Origin of the sequence: Rhodococcus sp. IEGM 1408 (assembly GCF_033142235.1) — a bacterium.
In the GTDB taxonomy this organism is placed as follows: domain Bacteria; phylum Actinomycetota; class Actinomycetes; order Mycobacteriales; family Mycobacteriaceae; genus Dietzia.
The window spans coordinates 318,023-334,384 of the sequence record NZ_JAWLRW010000001.1; the positions used below are offsets into that span (position 1 = coordinate 318,023).

15 protein-coding genes are annotated in these 16,362 nt (G+C 70.8%); 7 read left to right on the forward strand and 8 right to left on the reverse strand.

The annotated features are described in order from the left end of the window. Positions 1-157 precede the first annotated feature (157 nt). Positions 158-1,360 (forward strand): glycosyltransferase, encoded by a 1,203-nt coding sequence (locus R4P08_RS01535; protein WP_317811984.1) that lies wholly within the window; start codon positions 158-160, stop codon positions 1,358-1,360. 314 nt (positions 1,361-1,674) lie between these two features. Here R4P08_RS01535 and R4P08_RS01540 read toward each other — a convergent pair whose 3' ends face one another. Continuing rightward, complete coding sequence (locus R4P08_RS01540; protein ID WP_317811985.1) at positions 1,675-2,352, reverse strand: DNA alkylation repair protein; 678 nt, start codon at positions 2,350-2,352, stop codon at positions 1,675-1,677. Between the two features lie 114 nt (positions 2,353-2,466). Between R4P08_RS01540 and R4P08_RS01545 the strand changes: the two genes are divergently transcribed. The 4 genes from R4P08_RS01545 to R4P08_RS01560 all read left to right on the forward strand — a co-directional run bounded on the left by R4P08_RS01545 (position 2,467) and on the right by R4P08_RS01560 (position 5,613). Beyond that, positions 2,467-2,901: a pyrimidine dimer DNA glycosylase/endonuclease V gene (locus R4P08_RS01545; protein ID WP_317811986.1), complete on the forward strand. Its 435-nt coding sequence runs from the start codon at positions 2,467-2,469 to the stop codon at positions 2,899-2,901. 3 nt (positions 2,902-2,904) lie between these two features. Continuing rightward, entirely contained in the window at positions 2,905-4,215 is a 1,311-nt protein-coding gene (locus R4P08_RS01550; protein ID WP_317811987.1) for an alpha/beta hydrolase, read from the forward strand. Next, entirely contained in the window at positions 4,199-4,636 is a 438-nt protein-coding gene (locus R4P08_RS01555; protein ID WP_317811988.1) for a nitroreductase family deazaflavin-dependent oxidoreductase, read from the forward strand. Before R4P08_RS01550 ends, R4P08_RS01555 begins: the two co-directional genes overlap by 17 nt. Before the next feature lie 62 nt (positions 4,637-4,698). Beyond that, positions 4,699-5,613 (forward strand): patatin-like phospholipase family protein, encoded by a 915-nt coding sequence (locus R4P08_RS01560; protein WP_317811989.1) that lies wholly within the window; start codon positions 4,699-4,701, stop codon positions 5,611-5,613. A gap of 13 nt (positions 5,614-5,626) precedes the next feature. On the opposite strand, the gene R4P08_RS01565 is transcribed toward R4P08_RS01560, so the two are convergent. Then, the gene (locus R4P08_RS01565) at positions 5,627-6,883 is read right to left on the reverse strand and encodes a glutaminase (RefSeq protein WP_317811990.1); all 1,257 of its coding nucleotides are present in this window, start codon (positions 6,881-6,883) and stop codon (positions 5,627-5,629) included. A 269-nt stretch (positions 6,884-7,152) separates the two neighbouring features. On the opposite strand from R4P08_RS01565, the gene R4P08_RS01570 reads away from it, so the two are divergent. Further along, entirely contained in the window at positions 7,153-7,662 is a 510-nt protein-coding gene (locus R4P08_RS01570; RefSeq protein WP_317811991.1) for a fasciclin domain-containing protein, read from the forward strand. Between the two features lie 120 nt (positions 7,663-7,782). Here the strand turns inward: R4P08_RS01570 and R4P08_RS01575 are convergent, their stop codons facing one another. From R4P08_RS01575 to R4P08_RS01585, 3 genes are all read right to left on the reverse strand, one after another. Then, entirely contained in the window at positions 7,783-9,243 is a 1,461-nt protein-coding gene (locus R4P08_RS01575) for an FAD-dependent oxidoreductase (protein ID WP_317811992.1), read from the reverse strand. Positions 9,244-9,331: 88 nt separating this feature from the next. Next, positions 9,332-10,159: a mycofactocin-coupled SDR family oxidoreductase gene (locus tag R4P08_RS01580; RefSeq protein ID WP_317811993.1), complete on the reverse strand. Its 828-nt coding sequence runs from the start codon at positions 10,157-10,159 to the stop codon at positions 9,332-9,334. Between the two features lie 85 nt (positions 10,160-10,244). After that, positions 10,245-11,741, reverse strand: coding sequence for a PLP-dependent aminotransferase family protein (locus R4P08_RS01585; protein ID WP_317811994.1), 1,497 nt, complete (start codon positions 11,739-11,741; stop codon positions 10,245-10,247). A gap of 95 nt (positions 11,742-11,836) precedes the next feature. Here R4P08_RS01585 and R4P08_RS01590 point away from each other — a divergent pair, with 95 nt between their 5' ends. Continuing rightward, entirely contained in the window at positions 11,837-13,066 is a 1,230-nt protein-coding gene (locus tag R4P08_RS01590) for a pyridoxal phosphate-dependent aminotransferase (RefSeq protein WP_317811995.1), read from the forward strand. Positions 13,067-13,201: 135 nt separating this feature from the next. Here R4P08_RS01590 and R4P08_RS01595 read toward each other — a convergent pair whose 3' ends face one another. The 3 genes from R4P08_RS01595 to R4P08_RS01605 form a co-directional block, all read right to left on the reverse strand. Then, complete coding sequence (locus R4P08_RS01595; protein ID WP_317811996.1) at positions 13,202-14,380, reverse strand: alpha/beta hydrolase family protein; 1,179 nt, start codon at positions 14,378-14,380, stop codon at positions 13,202-13,204. Between the two features lie 86 nt (positions 14,381-14,466). After that, positions 14,467-15,732 carry an alpha/beta hydrolase family protein gene (locus R4P08_RS01600; RefSeq protein ID WP_317811997.1) on the reverse strand — a complete coding sequence of 422 codons (1,266 nt, stop codon included), beginning with the start codon at positions 15,730-15,732 and terminating at the stop codon, positions 14,467-14,469. Positions 15,733-15,856: 124 nt separating this feature from the next. Beyond that, the gene (locus tag R4P08_RS01605) at positions 15,857-16,351 is read right to left on the reverse strand and encodes a glutathione peroxidase (RefSeq protein WP_317811998.1); all 495 of its coding nucleotides are present in this window, start codon (positions 16,349-16,351) and stop codon (positions 15,857-15,859) included. Positions 16,352-16,362: the final 11 nt, after the last annotated feature.

Below are 16,362 nucleotides of genomic sequence, written 5' to 3' on the forward strand. Positions count from 1 at the left end.
CTTCACTGCGCTGGGGGTCTTCACTGCGCCGAGCGTAGGCAGGCCCCGGGGGGCCGGCAACCGGCGGGAGGGGACGCCGCAGGTCAGGGCTCCAGCAGCGCCGGCGGCGGTAGGGGTCGGGGATGACGGGGGCCACCGGACCTGGCACGGTGGCGATGTGATTCCCCGAGTTCCCCGTGTCGCCCGCCCCGCACTCCGGGTCCGGTCCATCCCTGCTGGCCACGACTACGTCCGCCACGCCGTCGGCCCGGCAGCCGGGGTGCTGGTGCTCGCCGATCCTGTGCTCGACCCCGCCGACCCGTCCCGGTGGTGGCCGCATCCGGCTCTCGAGGCCGCCGGTCGACCCGAGGTGCTCGACGGCGCCGACGTGGTGCACGTGCACTTCGGCTACGAGCACCGCACTCCGGGGCAGGTGGCCGGGTTCGTCTCGGCCGTGCGGGACCGCGGGCTACCGCTGGTGGTGACCGTGCACGACCTGACCAACCCGCACGAGGCCGACCCCGCCGCGCATCTGGAGCGGACAGGGCATCTGGTGCGCGGGGCCAGTGCGGTCATCACCCTCACTGCCGGCGCGGCAGCCGAGATCCGGCGGCTCTGGGGAGTCGATGCGCAGGTCATCCCGCATCCACGGCTGATGCCTGCCGAGGTCACCGAGCCATACCGACTCCAGCGCTCCGAACGGCACGAACGGGGCCGGCAACCCGACCGGCCCCAGCGAGCCGAGCAAGGCGAGCGAGCCACCTCGACCAACGCCCCCGCCGAGCGGAAGACCGTGGGCGTGGTGCTGGGCTCGCTCCGCGCAGGCGTCGCCGCCGAGGGCCTGCTGCCGCAGCTCGCGGACGCTCTCCCCGATGGCGCGAACCTGTTGGTGATGGTGCGCTCGGACGCCCTCGCCGCGGCCCGCGATCCCGGCCACGCCCGCCACGCGGCCGCGCTCGCGTTGGGCCGTCTGGCCACGCGCGCGGAGGTCGAGGTCCGTCCGCACGAACTACTGACCGACGACGAGCTGTGCCAGTCCCTCTCCGGGTTCGACGCCCTGGTCCTGCCGCATCGCCACGGAACACACTCCGGATGGCTGGAACTGTGCCGCGACCTGGGGGTGCCGCCGGTAATCCCAGAGGTCGGGTGCCTGCTCGAGCAGTGGGGTCCGCCGGCCGGCTCCTACGACCCCGAGCATCCCGGGGCCGCTGAGCTCCGCCGGGCCCTGCAGACCGCCCTCGCGAGCCCGCCGGTCCCCGCGCGCACCGCCGATGCCGAGGACAGCGCGGTGCGCGCAGCCCACGCCGAGCTGTACTGGGCTGCGATCGCGAGCCGTGCCGCCTCCTCGAGCGTCGGGTCCGCGGGCTTGGTCGAGGACTGATGAAAAGTCGAGGACTGTTGAGATCTGGTCGAGATTCGTAGCCGGTTACTCGAAACCTCGTACGCTCCGGCAGCGTGTTCCGAGCACTCAGCGCGACCAGATGTGAAGAATCTCGACCACCAGTGCAGGTACCTCGACCAGATCCCCACGAGCGATCCGCGTGGAGTCACCCAGTCCCCCGTCGCAGCCGAGCGTCCTGGGCAAAGGCTGCACGGAGTGACTCCGCCGGGGCTAACGGTCGCCGGCGGCGCGGCGGCGCGGCGGCTCGCGGAGGCGGTCGGTAGTCGGCGCGGGTGATGCGCCCGCCCGCGGCTTCAGCCCTCCTTGCGACGCACCATCTCGCCGATCCACTCCGGGGCGAACGGCGAGGTGCAGTTCGGCGGAGTCGGATAGTCCCGCAGCACGCCCAGCCGCTCGCCGATGTCCAGCGCTCGCCCGCGCAGGTCCGCATTCTCGATCCCGATCTGCGCCAGGCAGGTGTTCATCTCCCACTGCAGCCGCTCGTGCGCGCTGGCCATCCGGGCCTCGATCACGTCGAGCAGGCCGGGCAGGTCCAGGCCCTCGGGCCGTTTGACCACACGATCCGCGGTGAGGGCCCAGCCGGCGGCGGCGACCACCGGGTCGGCGTCATCCAGCCACGCCACGCGGAGCTCCTCGGAATGCGGGCCCTTCATCACCACGTAGCCGACCAACCAGTCGTGCACCTTCCGGGTTCGCGCCTCGCGCAGCATCGCGTCCAACTGGGCGGGCGTGAACTCCCTGGGCCGGCAGATCAGGAGCGCCAGCAGACGTGCCGCCGAGTCACTAGTCCCCCACAGCTGTAGTGCGAAGTCGTGGTTCTTCTTCACACGCTTGGCCACCGCGCGCAGCTTGGTCAGGTTGACGGCGTGGTCGTCGCCGTGCCGCTGGTTGACCTCCCGGATCCCCGGGTCTTCGAGCGAGGCGAGCTCCGCCATCACGCCCGCGAGTGTTGGCGTTGTCGTCGTCGTCATCTCGGTCTCCCTCGTCTCCGCAGCGAGCCGCCGCCACGCCCCTCCGCCACGCGCATCCGTCACGCCCAACCGCCACGCCCATCAGCCATTCTGCGGCCGCCCTATACTCGCCGGATGCGCCTGTGGAGCATCCATCCCGACCTGCTCGACCGCGCCGCGCTGGTCGCCGGGTGGCGCGAGGGGCTGCTGGCTCAGAAGGTACTCCGCGGGCTCACCAAGGGGTATAGGCATCACCCGCAGCTGGAGCGCTTCCGCACAATGCGCGACCCGGTCGCCGGGATCGCCACCTGGCTCCACGGCCTCGCCGACGCCGCCGATGCCCGCGGGTATCGCTTCGACCGCACCCGGGTCGCCCTGCCCGCGGGCGACGACCGCCTCGAGCTGACCGACGGGCAACTGGCCCTGGAGTGGCAGCACCTGCGTGCCAAGGTCGAGGTGCGCGACCCGGCGTGGCTCGACCGGCTGACCGACCCGCGGCCCCACCCGATGTTCGACCTGGTCCCCGGCCCCGTCGCCGCCTGGGAACGTTCACCCCACCCGGAGGCGTGACCCGTGCTGCCGCTGCTCCTCATCCCGCCCGCCCTCTGGACGGCATTCGCGCTCACCCCGATCCGCAGGCCGTTCGCCGTGGCCACCGCGGGCTGGGTGGTCGGTCTCCCCGCCCAAGAGCTGCCGCTGCACGTGGGGATCTACACCGCGGTGGCGACGAGCGTCGCGCTGGCCCACGGGGAGGTCACCACGGCGGACCTGGTGGGCACCGGGATGGCGGTGGTGATCTGCGCGGGCCTGATCGCGCTGCTCGCCCGCCACGTCGCTGCGCAGCGCGCGCTGGACTGCGCGTTCGAGGAGTCCGCGCGGGGAGAATCCGCGCGGCAGGAATCCGCGCGGGACGAGCCGGTGCGGGCGGGCGGCGCCGGTGACACGCCGACAGGTCGGACGGCACGGGTGTCAGCAGGCGGGACGACGACGGGTTCTGCCACCCGTCACCGCACGCCGTGGCTCACGGCGCTCTTCCAGCCGTGGCCCCTCCGGCCCCGCGGCGTCGAGGCTCGCAAGGGCCTGACCTATGGGCCCGAGCCGCGTGCGAACCGCTTCGACCTCTACACCGGTCGAGGTCGCGATCGGGCTCGTACTCGGGGCGTGCTCATCCACATCCACGGCGGGCACTTCCGTGCGGGCGGGCCGAGCCGGGAGTCCCGGGCCATGCTGTTCGACCACGCGCTCCGGGGCTGGGCCGCGATCAGCACCACCTACCACCTGTCCCCCACGCCGGAAGGGGGCTTCCCCCAGCATCTGGTGGACGTCAAGAGGCTGATCCATTGGATCCGGACCGAGGGCCCGCGGGTCGACATCCCGGCGGACGCCCCGATCGTGGTGGCGGGCAGCTCGGCCGGCGCGCACATCGCCATGATGACCGCGCTGACCGCCGGTGACCCGCGGTACCAGCCGGGCTTCGAGCACACCGACACGACCCTCGCGGGCGCGATCGGGCTCTATGGCTACTACGGGCGCCTGGGCGCCGCGACCAAGGACGTCTCCGACCCGGTCCGCCACCCGGCCGCGGGCGCACCCCCGATGTTCGTCATCCACGGCACCGCCGACGTATACACGCCGGTGAGGGGCTCACGCCGGCTGGTGCGGCACCTGCGGAGTGGGTCCCCGAATCCCGTGATCTACGCCGAGCTACCGGGTGCGCAGTACGGGTTCGACGCGGTGCAGTCGGTGCGCTACCTGGCGGTGGTGACGGCGATCCGGCGGTTCACCGACTCGTTGGTAGCCGGACTAAGCGTAGATTCAACAACAGCTGACCGTCCGCGCAGGACGCTACCGAGGAACAGGGGTCCCCATGCCGTTGACCGGTGAGTATGAACCCAGCCCCAGTCAGTGGGTGCGGGATCAGGTCGAGCAGTACGAGAAGAGCGACGGGGCTTCGGGTTCCGAGCTGTCCGGCATCCCCGTGATCATCGTGACCACGGTCGGCAACAAGTCGGGAAAACTGCGCAAGACGCCGTTGATGCGAGTCGAACACGACGGCTCGTACGCCGCCGTCGCCTCCCAGGGCGGCGCCCCCACGCATCCCGTCTGGTACTGGAACATCACGGCTGACCCCCACGTGGAGGTGCGGGACAAGGACCGGGTCGGCGACTTCACGGCTCGGGAGCTGACCGGCGCGGAACGCGATCTATGGTGGCAGCGGGCGGTCGCGGTGTACTCCGATTACCGGGACTACCAGGAGAAGACGGAGCGGACCATTCCCGTCTTCCTGCTGGAACCCCAGGACTGACTGCTCGCGGCGCCGGAGACGGAGCCGACCACCCCATCACGTCTCACTTCAGGAGGCCCCGGATGAGCCGGACCGCCATCGTCATCGGCTGCGGCGGCACGATCGGTAGCGCGTGGGCGATCGCGGCTCTGCTCGCCCTCGCCGAGCAGACCGGCATCGACCCCCGGAACGCCGACGTCCTCCAGGGCACCTCGTCCGGGGCGGAGTTGGTGACCCTGTTGGCCGGTGGCGTCGGCGTCGACGAGCTGGTGGACATGCAACGCGGCCGGGCACACGACCGCCGGCTCCGTGAGCACATCGCGTCCACCCCGGCCAGCAGGCCGCCCATGCCCCGGCCACCCCTGCTCAATTCCGGCCTGCAGCGCACGCACTCGGGTCTGGCCGCCTTCACCGTCATGGCGCCCACCGGGCGCGGCGACATGGGATGGCTGCAGCGGCTGGCCGAGGGCTTCGAGGTGGGAGCCTGGCTGCCCCACCCCGCCGCCCGGATGGTCGCCTACGACATCCTGGCCCGTGAGCGGGTCGTGTTCGGCGCACCGGGCGCGCCGTTCGCCACCGTCAGTGAGGCGCTCCGCGCCTCCTGGGCGACTCCCGGGTGGATGACGCCGGTCCCCATCGGGAACCGGATCTTTGTCGACGGCGGTATCAGTTCGACCGCGTCAGTGGATCTGCTCTCGCCCGAGGACGCCGATCGGATCTACGTCATCGCCCCGATGGCCTCGGCGCCCGGCGTCCGTGTCCCCGGGACCGGTGGCGTGGTGGAGCATCGGCTGCTCCGCCGCCCGATGTCGGCGGGCCTCGCCGCAGAGATCGAGGCCGTCCGCGCGCGCGGGACCACCGTCGTGCCGATCCTGCCCACGGCCACCGACCTCGCGGGCCTGGGCGCCCACTTCATGAGCCGCTCGCACCGGGCGGCGGCGTTCGAGTCCGCGATGACGACCGCTCCGACAACGGTCCGCGACGCACTGGCCGGCTGAGGCCCGATCTGGTCTACCGCGCCGCCCGCCGGGTGACCGGCCGTGTCCCGTCGCCGAGGTCCGGGGCGGGCAGGCGGCGACCCGGGTCCGCGAGCCCCACGATGTGCCCGTCCACGCCCAGTCGCCGCATGGCCTCCAGCAGCATCCGGCGCCCGCTGGAGTTCACCGACGACACGCGGCTCAGATCCAGGGTGACCTCGCCCGGGCCCGGGGGGATCTCGGCCAGTCGCCGCAGGACCTGCTCGGCGCTCGCGAAGGTCATGGGGCCCTGGAGGCGGAAGGTGCGCCGACCGGTGGTCTCGTCGAACCGCACCGAGCGGACCGCGTCGACCTCGGTCACGGTGGTGTTCATCAGGTGGAGTTCCAGGTCGTGCGAGAGCCGCTCGAACGTCCTCACCCCCTCCACGCTGTGCCCGTGCTCGTCGAGCCGCGGGGAGAAGACGCCCAGTCCCACCTGGCCGGGGAGCGCGCCGAAGATCCCTCCGGACACCCCGCTCTTGGCGGGGATCCCGACGGTGGACATCCAGTCGCCGGCCGCGTCGTACATCCCGCACGTGGTCATCACCGCGAGCACCTGCCGGGCCACCGGCGCCGAGACCACGCGCTCGCGGGTGACCGGGTTGATCCCGCCCGTGGCCAGGGTCACCGCCATCACGGCCAGGTCGCGGACGGTCACCCGGTAGGCGCACTGGCGGGTGTACCCACGGACCGCCTCGTCGGGGTCGTCGTCGATGATCCCGCCGGCCCGGACCAGGTTGGCCATGGCCCGGTTGCGGAACGCCGTCCGCAGTTCGGAGTCCAGGACGGCGGTGTCCACCTCGAGGCGACGCCCGGCGAACGCCGACAGCCCGTCGGCGAGGGATTGGTCGCGCTCGGCTTCGCTCGCCCCCACCGGCCCGACCATCGTGTGCGTGGTGATCGCGCCGATGTTGATCATCGGGTTGCGAGGTCGGCCACTGACCTTCTCCAGGGAGATCTGGTTGAACGCGTCCCCAGACGGCTCCATGGCGACCTTCTCCAGCACCGCTTCGATCCCGCGCTCGCGCAGCGCGAGCGCGTAGGCGAACGGTTTGCTCATGGACTGGATGGTGAACTCGGCGTCCGCGTCGCCGGCGGTGTAGACGACGCCGTCCATCGTGCACGCGGCCACGGCGAACCGGTCCGGGTCCACGGCCGCGAGCTCAGGGATGTAGTCGGCGAGGTGACCGTCCGCCCCGACCGAGCAGAGGTCACGGATCTCGAGCAGATAGTCAGGTACCGGCGTCTTCACGTCCCCAGGGTGTCACGGAGCGTGCCGGTCCACGCCTCCGAGCGTCACGCGGCAGAGCCGCGTGGGGCCGCCGACGATCGTCACGGAGCTACAACAATCGAATTTCACCCGTTTCCCCGGAGAACAGCGAACCCACAGACTGGGCCCAACCCAACCCGACCGTCAACGAAAGGTTGCTCATGAAGCGGACGATCGCAGTAACGGGGGCCATCGGTCTCGCAGTGTTACTCGGTGCGTGCGGCACGGATGACACTTCGGACGAGACCACCATGACCACGGAGATGACCACCCAGGAGACCACCACCGAGGAGACGACAGCGGAGGAGACGACCGCGGCGCCGGCAGCCACGGGCGACATCGTCGACACCGCGATCGCTGCGGGCGACTTCACCACCCTGACCCAAGCGCTCGGGGCAGCGGGATTGGTCGAGACCCTCAAGGGCCCCGGCCCCTACACGGTGTTCGCACCCACAGACGAGGCCTTTGAGGCCCTGCCGGAGGGCCAGCTCGACGCGCTTCTCGCCGACCCCACAGGCGACCTCGCGGAGATCCTCAAGTTCCACGTCATCGACGGTGAGGTCATGGCCGCCGATGTGTTGGAGATGGACGGCCAGAAGGTCGCGACACTCCAGGGTGCCGAACTCACCGTCGAGGTCGAGGGCGAGACCGTCAGCCTGGTGGACGGCGCCGGCAACCGCGTCAACGTCGTCCAGACCGACGTGCCCGCCACCAACGGCGTCATCCACGTCCTCGACGGGGTCATGCTCCCCACGGCCTGACCCGCCCACCTCGGAACGCTCCGGCTCGGCCCGCTCAAGGGTCGGCCGGACGTTCTGTGGACTTGGGCGCCCGCTGTGGCTCACCCGGAACTCGAACGAGCGAGCACCTGCTCTGCACGGTCAGTTCTTGTCGTACCTCTTGAGGTCGCTGGTGGCGGGGCCTTCGAGCAGCTCGCCGCACGCCGAGAACCGCGAACCGTGCCACGGGCAGTCCCACGAGCGCTCGGCCTCGTTCCAGCTCAGGGCAGCACCCATGTGCGGGCACAGCAACCCGACCCGGCAGGTCTCGCCGTCGTCCCCCGTCGCCTCACCGATCGGCTTGATGCTCGGCCGGGGCGGGCGCACGGCCGCCTTGACCGCGCTCGCCGCCAGCTGCACCGGGAGGTCGCTGTACAGCGACACCGACGTGCGGAGCATGCCGGCGACCGTGGGTTTGCCAAAGGACACGCGCGGTTCCCGGCCGGCCAGCCGGTCCACCATGATCCCGGCCGCCGCCGGCGCGCCCGTCAGTCCCCACTTGCTGTAGCCACCGGCAAAGTGGACCCGGCCGCGCCCCCACGGCATCGGCCCGGACTTGGGGAGCAACGTCACCGGATGGAAGTCCTGGGCCGACCAGCCGTGGGTGAACTCGGCGCCGGGGAAGTACTTGGCGGCGTACTCGCGCAGCGAGTCGATCTTGGATTCGGTGCCCCCGACCGTGCCCGTCCGGTGGCCGTTGCCGCCCACAAAGAGGACCTCGCGGTCGCCCACGGGCACGGTCCGCAACGAGCGGACCGGGCTCTCGACCGAGCCGTACATCCCCTCCGCCAGCCCGCCGGGGAATTCGAACGCGCAGAGGTAGGACCGCTCGGGCTCCATCGACGCGACCGTCGGGCCGCGGTCCAGTGCGGGCGACGCGGTGGCCAGGACCGCGTCGCGCGCGGTGAGGATCCCGGCGTCGCTGGTGACGACGACGAGGGCGTCGTCTCCGCTGCCCTGTGCCTTGAGCCCGGTGACGCGGGAGTGCTCGACGATCCGCACGCCGAGGGCGGCGGTCGCCCGGACGAGCGCGGCGAGCGCCTGCACCGGGTCGATCTGCATCTGATCAGGCAGTTCGACGGCCGCCTGGACAGGGAACGGGACGTCGAGCGTGTCGTGCCACCGGGCCGGCAGGCCGAGGTCGGACAGCGTCTGTTGCTCCTTGCGCAGGGTGGCGGTGCCCTTCTTGCTGCGCGAGAACGTGACGGCCCGCCGCCGCTGCGCGTCCAGGTCGTGTGACTCGGAGAAGTCCGCCCACCAGTCCAGTCCGTACTGGTTGGCCTCGGCGTACGCGCGGGCGGTGTCGAGCCCGTGGTGCGACCGGATGGTGGACAACCGCGTGCCCTGCAGAACCGACACCTTGGCCGTGGTCGCGCCGCTGGCCCCGGCGCCGACGGTATGAGCCTCCAGCACCACCACCGAACTGCCCCTGGCGGCCGCCATCAGGGCCGTGATCAGGCCGGTGAAGCCCGCTCCCACCACCACCAGGTCCACGTGTTCACCCTCGGGGAACTCCGCTACCGGGGGGTCGATCGTCGTGCGTCGCCAGAATGATGTGCCCATCGTGCGTCTCCTACGAAGTCGGTGCGGACCCAGTGCGGTCACTGTAAAGCCGCAGGCCCGGGCCCGCACCCGCTCGGGCGGGTCCCGGCTACTTGGCGGTGAACCCCGCGTCCACCGGGAGGGTGACGCCCGTGACGTGGCGTCCGGAGTCCTCGACCAGGTAGAGGACGGCGCGCGAGATGTCGATGGGGTCGAGCATCGGCACGGGCAGCGCGTTGCCCATGTTGCCGCCCTCGGGGTTGTTCGCGAACCAGTTCATCATCTCCTCGTGGGCCACCATCGCGGTGGGCACGCCCGCGGGATGGATCGTGTTGATCCGGATGCTGTGCGGCGCGAGCCAACCCATGAGGCTGCGCATGATCCCCACCACGCCGTGCTTGCTGGCGGTGTACCCGGTGGCCGCACCGGAGCCGTCCCCGCCGCGCCCGTTGAGGCCCTGGGTGGAGGAGATGAGGACGATCGAGCCGCCCTCGCCGCGCTCGATGAGCAGCGGCGCGATCGCGTGCACGGTGTTCCACACCCCGACCAGGTTGACCATGATCGTGTCGACGAAAGCCGAATGCGGATCCGGCTCCTCGCCGCGCTGGGAGTTGATGCCCGCGTTGGCCACCACGATGTCCGGCACGCCGAAGGCCTCGCGGCACCGCTCGACCGCCGCCGCGATGTCGGCCGGCTCGCGCACGTCGCCCTGCACCGCGATGATCTCCCCGCCGACCTCCCGGACCTCGGCGACGGTCTGCTCGAGATCGGCGGACGTCCCCAGCCCGTACGGGACCGTCTCGATCTGCTCGCAGATGTCCAGCGCGAGGATGCGCGCCCCGCGCCGGGCGAGCTCCACCGCGTGGCTGCGACCCTGGCCTCGTGCGGCGCCGGTGATGAAGGCGACCTTGCCCGCCAGTGACTGCTCTTGCCCCATGTGTGTCCCGCTCCCAGGTCCGACGTCTCGTGTGAGTTGACTGCTGTCAGGATTCAAGCACCGTCCACGCACCCGCGGGCGGTGATCAGTCGATTCGCCACCGCTCCAGCACCCCTCGGAGCTCCACCGCGAACGCGGCCGCGTCGCGGGACGAGAGCCGCGAGTAGCTCAGCACCAGGCCGGACACGGCATGCCGCGCGGACTGCCCGCTGAGCGACCGAGTGCGCCACCCGGCCCGCTCGAGCTCGCGCACCACCTCGTCGTCGTCATACCCCGGCAGCACCACGCACAGATGCAGACCCGCCTCCACACCCGTGACCTCGAGGTCCGGGAGTTCCCGGCGCAGCGCCGCCACGAGCCGGGAGCGGCGGTCGCTGTACACGCGGGCCGCCCGCGCCAGGTGCCGGTCCATCGCGCCGGAGGAGATGAAGGCGCCCAACGCCTCGGCGGGCAGCGTCGACGGGCCCCGTCGGTGGACGGCGAGCCAGCGTTCGACCTCGCGTCGCATCGCCGCCGGCGGCAGGCACCACGCCACGCGCAGGTCCGGGGCCACGGACTTGGACGAGGTGCCCACGTAGGCGACGTGGTCGTCCGCCGCGGGCAGGCTCACCAGCGCGGGCAACGGGGCGACGCCGTAGCGGAATTCCCCGTCGTAGTCGTCCTCGATCACCAGCGACCCGGTGCGCCGTGCCCACTCCACCAGCGCGACCCTGCGGTCCACGCTCATGCGGTGCCCCAGCGGGAACTGGTGCGCGGGGGTGGTGAACACGATCGCCGGCTCCGAGCCCAGCCGCGCCGCGTCGAGGCCGCCGGGCCGCGCGGGATGGAACCGCACCTCCAGGCCCTGCTCCCGGGCCATGAGCACCGCACCGCGGTAGCCGGGGTCCTCGGTGTGGAACCGCACGGGCCGGCCCCCGGCCCGCCCCGGCTGCGCGGCGACGAACGCCGCACACAGGGCCGCGATCGCCGACCGCGAACTGTCGAACAGCACCGGGTCGCCCGCGGCGATTCCCCGGTGTCGGCGCAGATGTCCCGCCAAAGCGGTGCGTAGCGACGGACTCGGCTCCTCCCACGGGTTCAGACCCGCCAGCCCCTGCGCCGCGGCGGCGCGCACCGCCGACCGCCAGGCACGATCGTCGACGAGGGAGACGTCGGGGATCCCGGGGCGTAGATCGCGCGGTGACCGGCCGTGACGGGGTTCGGGGACCGGCGACGAGGGTGACGACGCCCGCGCGGATGACCGCGGGGACGACAGCGGGGACAAATGCGAGGACGACGACGAGGTGCGGCCCCCTCCGCGCGTCCGCGCCCCGGCCCGTGCCGCCTGACCGGCTCCGGCAGCGACCCGGGTGCCCGATCCCTGGGTGGAGTCGACGAAGCCGGCCGCCGACAGTTCGTCGAAGGCCCGGACGACGGTCCCGCGGGAGAGTCCGGTCTGCTCGGCGAGCGCGCGCGTGGAGGGCAGCCTGTCGCCGTCGGCCACGGACCCGGCGGCGACCAGGTCGATGATCGCGTCCGTCAGCTCCGCAGCGCCCGACACCTTGCCCACCACCAGCGATCCGGGACGAGCGGTACGGGCCATGGGCCGAGGGTAGCCCACGCCGCCGCTAAGTGGTCCTCCGAAAATGCGCAAAATGGACCTTCCGAGTGCACCACTTTCGGGGTGGGATGGTCCCCATGATGACCTACCGCCAATCCCGACGCCTGCGCGACGTGCGCTACGACGTGCGAGGCCCGATCCTCACCGAGGCGATGCGCCTCGAGGCCGAGGGGCACGACATCCTGCGACTCAACCTCGGCAACATGCACCCCTTCGGGTTGACCGCCCGGCCGGAGCTCGTCGACGCGGTGGCGGCGGGACTCGCCGCCGGGCAGGCCTACTCCGACTCCCGCGGCATCCCCGCCGCCCGCGAGGCCGTGTCGGACTACTACCGCCGGCACGGCATCGGTGGCGTCTCGCCCGAGAACGTCTTCCTGGGCAACGGCGTGAGCGAGCTCATCACGCTGGTCCTGCAGGCCATGGTCGACCCCGGCGACGAGATCCTGGTCCCCGCACCGGACTACCCCACCTGGACCGGCGCCGTGAACCTCACCGGAGGCGTGCCCGTGCACTACCTCGCCGACGAGTCCGACGGGTGGAACCCGTCGCTGGAGGACATCGAATCGAAGGTCACCCCGCGCACCACCGCCCTGGTGATGATCAACCCCAACAACCCCACCGGCGCGGTGTACAGCGACGACACCGTCCGGGGGATGGCCGACATCGCGCGTCGCCACGGGCTCGTCCTGCTGTCCGACGAGATCTACGAGAAGGTCCTCTTCGGCGACGCCCGCCACCACCACGCCGCGCGGGCCGCCGGCGACGACGTGCTGTGCCTGACCTTCGGAGGGCTGTCCAAGGCGTACAGGGTGTGTGGATACCGGGCCGGTTGGGTGGTCGCGACCGGCCCGGTCACCCACGCCGCCGATCTGCTGGAGGGACTGACCCTGCTGTCCAACATGCGGGTCTGCCCCGGCGTCCCCGCACAGCACGCGATCCCCGTCGCCCTGGCCGAGGACTCACCGTGGGGCCACGACGTGGTGGACCCGGACGGCCGACTCGAACGGCAGCTGGCCCTGACCGCCGAGCGCCTCAACGCGATCCCCGGCGTGAGCTGTGTGGCACCGCGGGGCGCGCTGTACTGCTTCCCGCGCCTGGACCGCGGCATGTTCGGCATCTCGAGCGACGAGGAGTTCGTCCTGGACCTCCTGCGCTCCGAGCACGTCCTGGTCACCCACGGCACGGGCTTCAACTGGCCCGAACCCGACCACTTCCGCATCGTGTGCCTGCCGGAGGCGCCGGTGCTCGACCGGGCCCTCGACGCGATCGCCCGACACCTGGACCGTCGACGCCTGGCTGCCGCCTGACCTGCCCTCCCCTCCCCCTCGACGAGAAGACGGTTCTGCACACATCGCCCGAGAGGCGGGTGTGCGGAACCGTCTTGTCGATGAGTCCTCGGCGGCGGCGGCCCGCCGGTGCGCCGGTGCGCCGGTGCGCCGGGATCAGTTCTGCAGCGCGGGCTTGATGTGGTTCCAGCCGGGCGTGATGTAGTCGACGAACGTCTGCCACCCGTGGAGGCCTTCGTCGCCGTAGTCCACGCGATGCGCGATGCCGTGGCGGTCGAGTTCGCGGGAGAAGTTCTTGGCCCCCTCGATGACCCCCTTCTCCAGGACCAGCCCCTGCAGCATGTCGAAGTAGTCATCGCCGTAGTTCTGACGATCCCCTTCGGAGATCGCCATGCCCCCGGTCGCGAAGTACACCGCGGTGCCCTCGAGACCTCCCACGTGGGAGATCGTGTCGTGGTACTTCCACCGATCGCTGCCGCGCGGGCCCCACATCTTGGCGGAATCACCGCCGCGGCCATCCACCGCACCGCGGATCGACTGGTAGCCCAGCTCGTCGGTGGTCGAGTAGTAGCCGGAGAGCCCGATGACGCCGTCATACAGCTCCGGATACGTGGCCCCCAGATGCATTGCGGCCTGCGCACCCATCGACGCGCCGGCGATGCCGTTCTTGCCGTTGTGCTTCGTCTCTCTGGTGTCCAGCTCCGCCTCGACGAGGTCGGGCAGTTCCTTGGTCAGGAACGTCTCCCACTTGTTGTAGCCGAAGACCTCGTCCTCGCTCTGCCAGTCGGACCAGTACGTGGAGGGCCCTCCCGTGGGCGTCACCAGGTGGACGTTCTCCCCACCGAAGCGCACGGGCAGGTTCCCGGCCCGCTTCCAGCCCGAGTTACCTTCGATAGAATCGACCCCGTCCAGGAGGTACAGCACGGGCGCCGGCCCCTCGTCCTCAACGCGGGACGGGAGCACTTCGAGCACGATCTCGCGCTGCATGGCAGCGGACGTGACGAGCCAGTGCTCGTACTCCCCGTGTCTGGTGATGCCGCGGAGTTCGACTGTCTCGATCGACTCGTCGCGAGGTCGCGGCGGGTTGGGGAGCTCCACGTATGACCCGGTGCCGCCGAGCGGGATGTTGGTGGAGCCGGCCGATCCGAGGGACCCGAGCGTCGAGCCCAGCGGGAGGGAACCGGCCGCGGACCCGATCAGCTCGACCTCCTCGAGCCCCAGCGAAGAGGTGTCGATACCGCCGCCGATCTGGGCGGAGGCGAGCCGAGCCGGCCCGAGGGCCATTCCGACGACGAGCGCGCCGACCACGGCGCAACAACGGAGACGAGTGTTCATCAGGCTCCCCAGCAGTGAGTTGTGGTTCTACAAGTGCGGCCCTGCGCCCCGGTATGGGAGCGCAGGACCGCCTTTAGGGATGTTGCTCAGGAACCGATCGACCCGGAAGAGCCCGCGGATCCGGAGCCCGGAGTGCCCGTCCCGGGCTCGACATCGTCGCCGTGCAGGGCGGGCATGATGTGGTTCCAGCCGGACTCGAAGTTCTTGAGGAAGTTCGGCCAGTTGTGCAGGCCGCTCTCCGCGTAGTCGACCTTCACGTCCTCGACACCGGCGCGGTCCAGCGCCCGCTCGAACGCCCGGGTGCCCTCGAGGACGCCGCTCTCCAGCAGCAGGCCGAGGAACATGTTGAGCTCCCAGCCCGGCTGCGTGCCGTAGTTGGCTCTGTCGTTGTCATCGACCATGGGCGCGCCCGAGGACATGTACACGGCCGTGTTCTCCAGACCCTCCGGGTGCGAGATGGTGTCGTGGCGCTTCCACTTGTCGCTGCCGCGCGGGCCCCACATGTTCTCCAGGTTGCCGCCGCGGGTCTCGATCGTGCCGCGGATGGTCTGGTAGCCGAGCTCGTCCATGGTGGAGTAGTAGCCACTGAAGGACATGACGCCCTGGTAGAGCGTGGGATAGGTGGCCGCGAGGTGCATGGCCGCCTGGCCGCCCATCGAGATGCCGCCGATGGCGTTCCTGCCGTTGGTGCCCACGTAGCCCTTGGCGGTAGACAGCTGCTCGGTGACGATGCCGGGCAGCTCCTGCGTCAGGAACGTCTCCCACTTGTTGTAGCCGAGCCGCGGGTCGGCCTCGTTCCAGTCGGTGTAGTACGCGGCGAAGGCACCGGTCGGTACCACCACGTGGACGTTCTCAAGAGCCAGACGCTGGTCGAGATGGCCCTGATGGTTCCACCCGGAGTTGAACTCGGGGGCGTCGACGCCGTCCAGCATGTAGAGGACCGGTGCCGCGCCCTCGTCTGTGATCTTGGACGGCTTGACCTCCACGATCACCTCGCGCTTCATGGCCTTCGAGTGGACGAGCCAGTACTCGTAGTCGGCGTTGGTCCCGTGCGCGACCTTCTCGACGAACTTCGACTCGGTGATGCTCTCGTCGACCGGGCGGGGCGTGCCGATCGGGCTCATGGAGCCGGTGAGCGGGAAGTCGGACGAACCCACGGTTCCGACCGACCCGAGCGTGGAACCGAGCGGGACGGAGCCGGCGGTGCTGAGGAGCGTGTCGAAGCCCTCCGGCCCGAGGGACGCGGGATCGAGACCGGCGAGCTGAGCAGAGGCCGGGGCGGCCGCGCCGAGAGTCAGAGCGACGGCGAGTGCGCCGGCGGTGGCGGCGAACCGGGGGAAACGGGAGGACATGAAGCTCCAATGTTGTAAGAGATGACTTAACGCAGGTTAATCGCGACCTACGACAAAGTGTTACTCCCAGACGGAGTCCGCTCCCCTTCGCTCCGCCCTCACCGCCCTGCCGACGGGTCACCCGTCACTGCGCCAGCGCCTCCTCCACGGCCGCGCGGAGGTCCTCCGGCTTCTTGTTGGGCCCGAAACGGCCCACCACGGTGCCGTCGCGCCCGATGAGGAACTTGGTGAAGTTCCAGGTGATCCGCCCGCCCAGCAGCCCCGACCTCTCGGACTTGAGCCAGCGGTACAGCGGGTGGGCGCCCGAGCCGTTCACCTCGATCTTGGAGAACAGCGGGAACTCCACGCCGAAGTTGCGCTCACAGAACGCACCGATCTCGCCGTCGCTCGCCGGCTCCTGGTGCGCGAACTGGTCGCACGGGAAGCCCAGCACCACGAATCCTCGGCCAACGAACTCTTCATATAGCGCCTGCAGACCCTTGTACTGCGGCGTGAACCCACACTTGCTCGCGGTGTTGACCACCAGGACGACCTGCCCCGCGTAGTCGGCCAGGTCTTTCTCGGTGCCGTCGAGCAGGTTGGCTCGGAAATCCGTGAGGGTGGACTGCTGGGCGGCCATGGCGGCTCCTC

Excerpts from the sequence above, each read along its gene's own strand:
- R4P08_RS01540 (WP_317811985.1), bottom strand. The coding sequence starts at position 2,352 with ATGACGACGACGACAACGCCAACACTCGCGGGCGTGATGGCGGAGCTC.
- R4P08_RS01545 (WP_317811986.1), top strand. The coding sequence starts at position 2,467 with ATGCGCCTGTGGAGCATCCATCCCGACCTGCTCGACCGCGCCGCGCTG.
- R4P08_RS01555 (WP_317811988.1), top strand. The coding sequence starts at position 4,199 with ATGCCGTTGACCGGTGAGTATGAACCCAGCCCCAGTCAGTGGGTGCGG.
- R4P08_RS01560 (WP_317811989.1), top strand. The coding sequence starts at position 4,699 with ATGAGCCGGACCGCCATCGTCATCGGCTGCGGCGGCACGATCGGTAGC.
- R4P08_RS01570 (WP_317811991.1), top strand. The coding sequence starts at position 7,153 with ATGACCACGGAGATGACCACCCAGGAGACCACCACCGAGGAGACGACA.
- R4P08_RS01575 (WP_317811992.1), bottom strand. The coding sequence starts at position 9,243 with ATGGGCACATCATTCTGGCGACGCACGACGATCGACCCCCCGGTAGCG.
- R4P08_RS01580 (WP_317811993.1), bottom strand. The coding sequence starts at position 10,159 with ATGGGGCAAGAGCAGTCACTGGCGGGCAAGGTCGCCTTCATCACCGGC.
- R4P08_RS01585 (WP_317811994.1), bottom strand. The coding sequence starts at position 11,741 with ATGGCCCGTACCGCTCGTCCCGGATCGCTGGTGGTGGGCAAGGTGTCG.
- R4P08_RS01590 (WP_317811995.1), top strand. The coding sequence starts at position 11,837 with ATGATGACCTACCGCCAATCCCGACGCCTGCGCGACGTGCGCTACGAC.
- R4P08_RS01595 (WP_317811996.1), bottom strand. The coding sequence starts at position 14,380 with ATGAACACTCGTCTCCGTTGTTGCGCCGTGGTCGGCGCGCTCGTCGTC.
- R4P08_RS01600 (WP_317811997.1), bottom strand. The coding sequence starts at position 15,732 with ATGTCCTCCCGTTTCCCCCGGTTCGCCGCCACCGCCGGCGCACTCGCC.
- R4P08_RS01605 (WP_317811998.1), bottom strand. The coding sequence starts at position 16,351 with ATGGCCGCCCAGCAGTCCACCCTCACGGATTTCCGAGCCAACCTGCTC.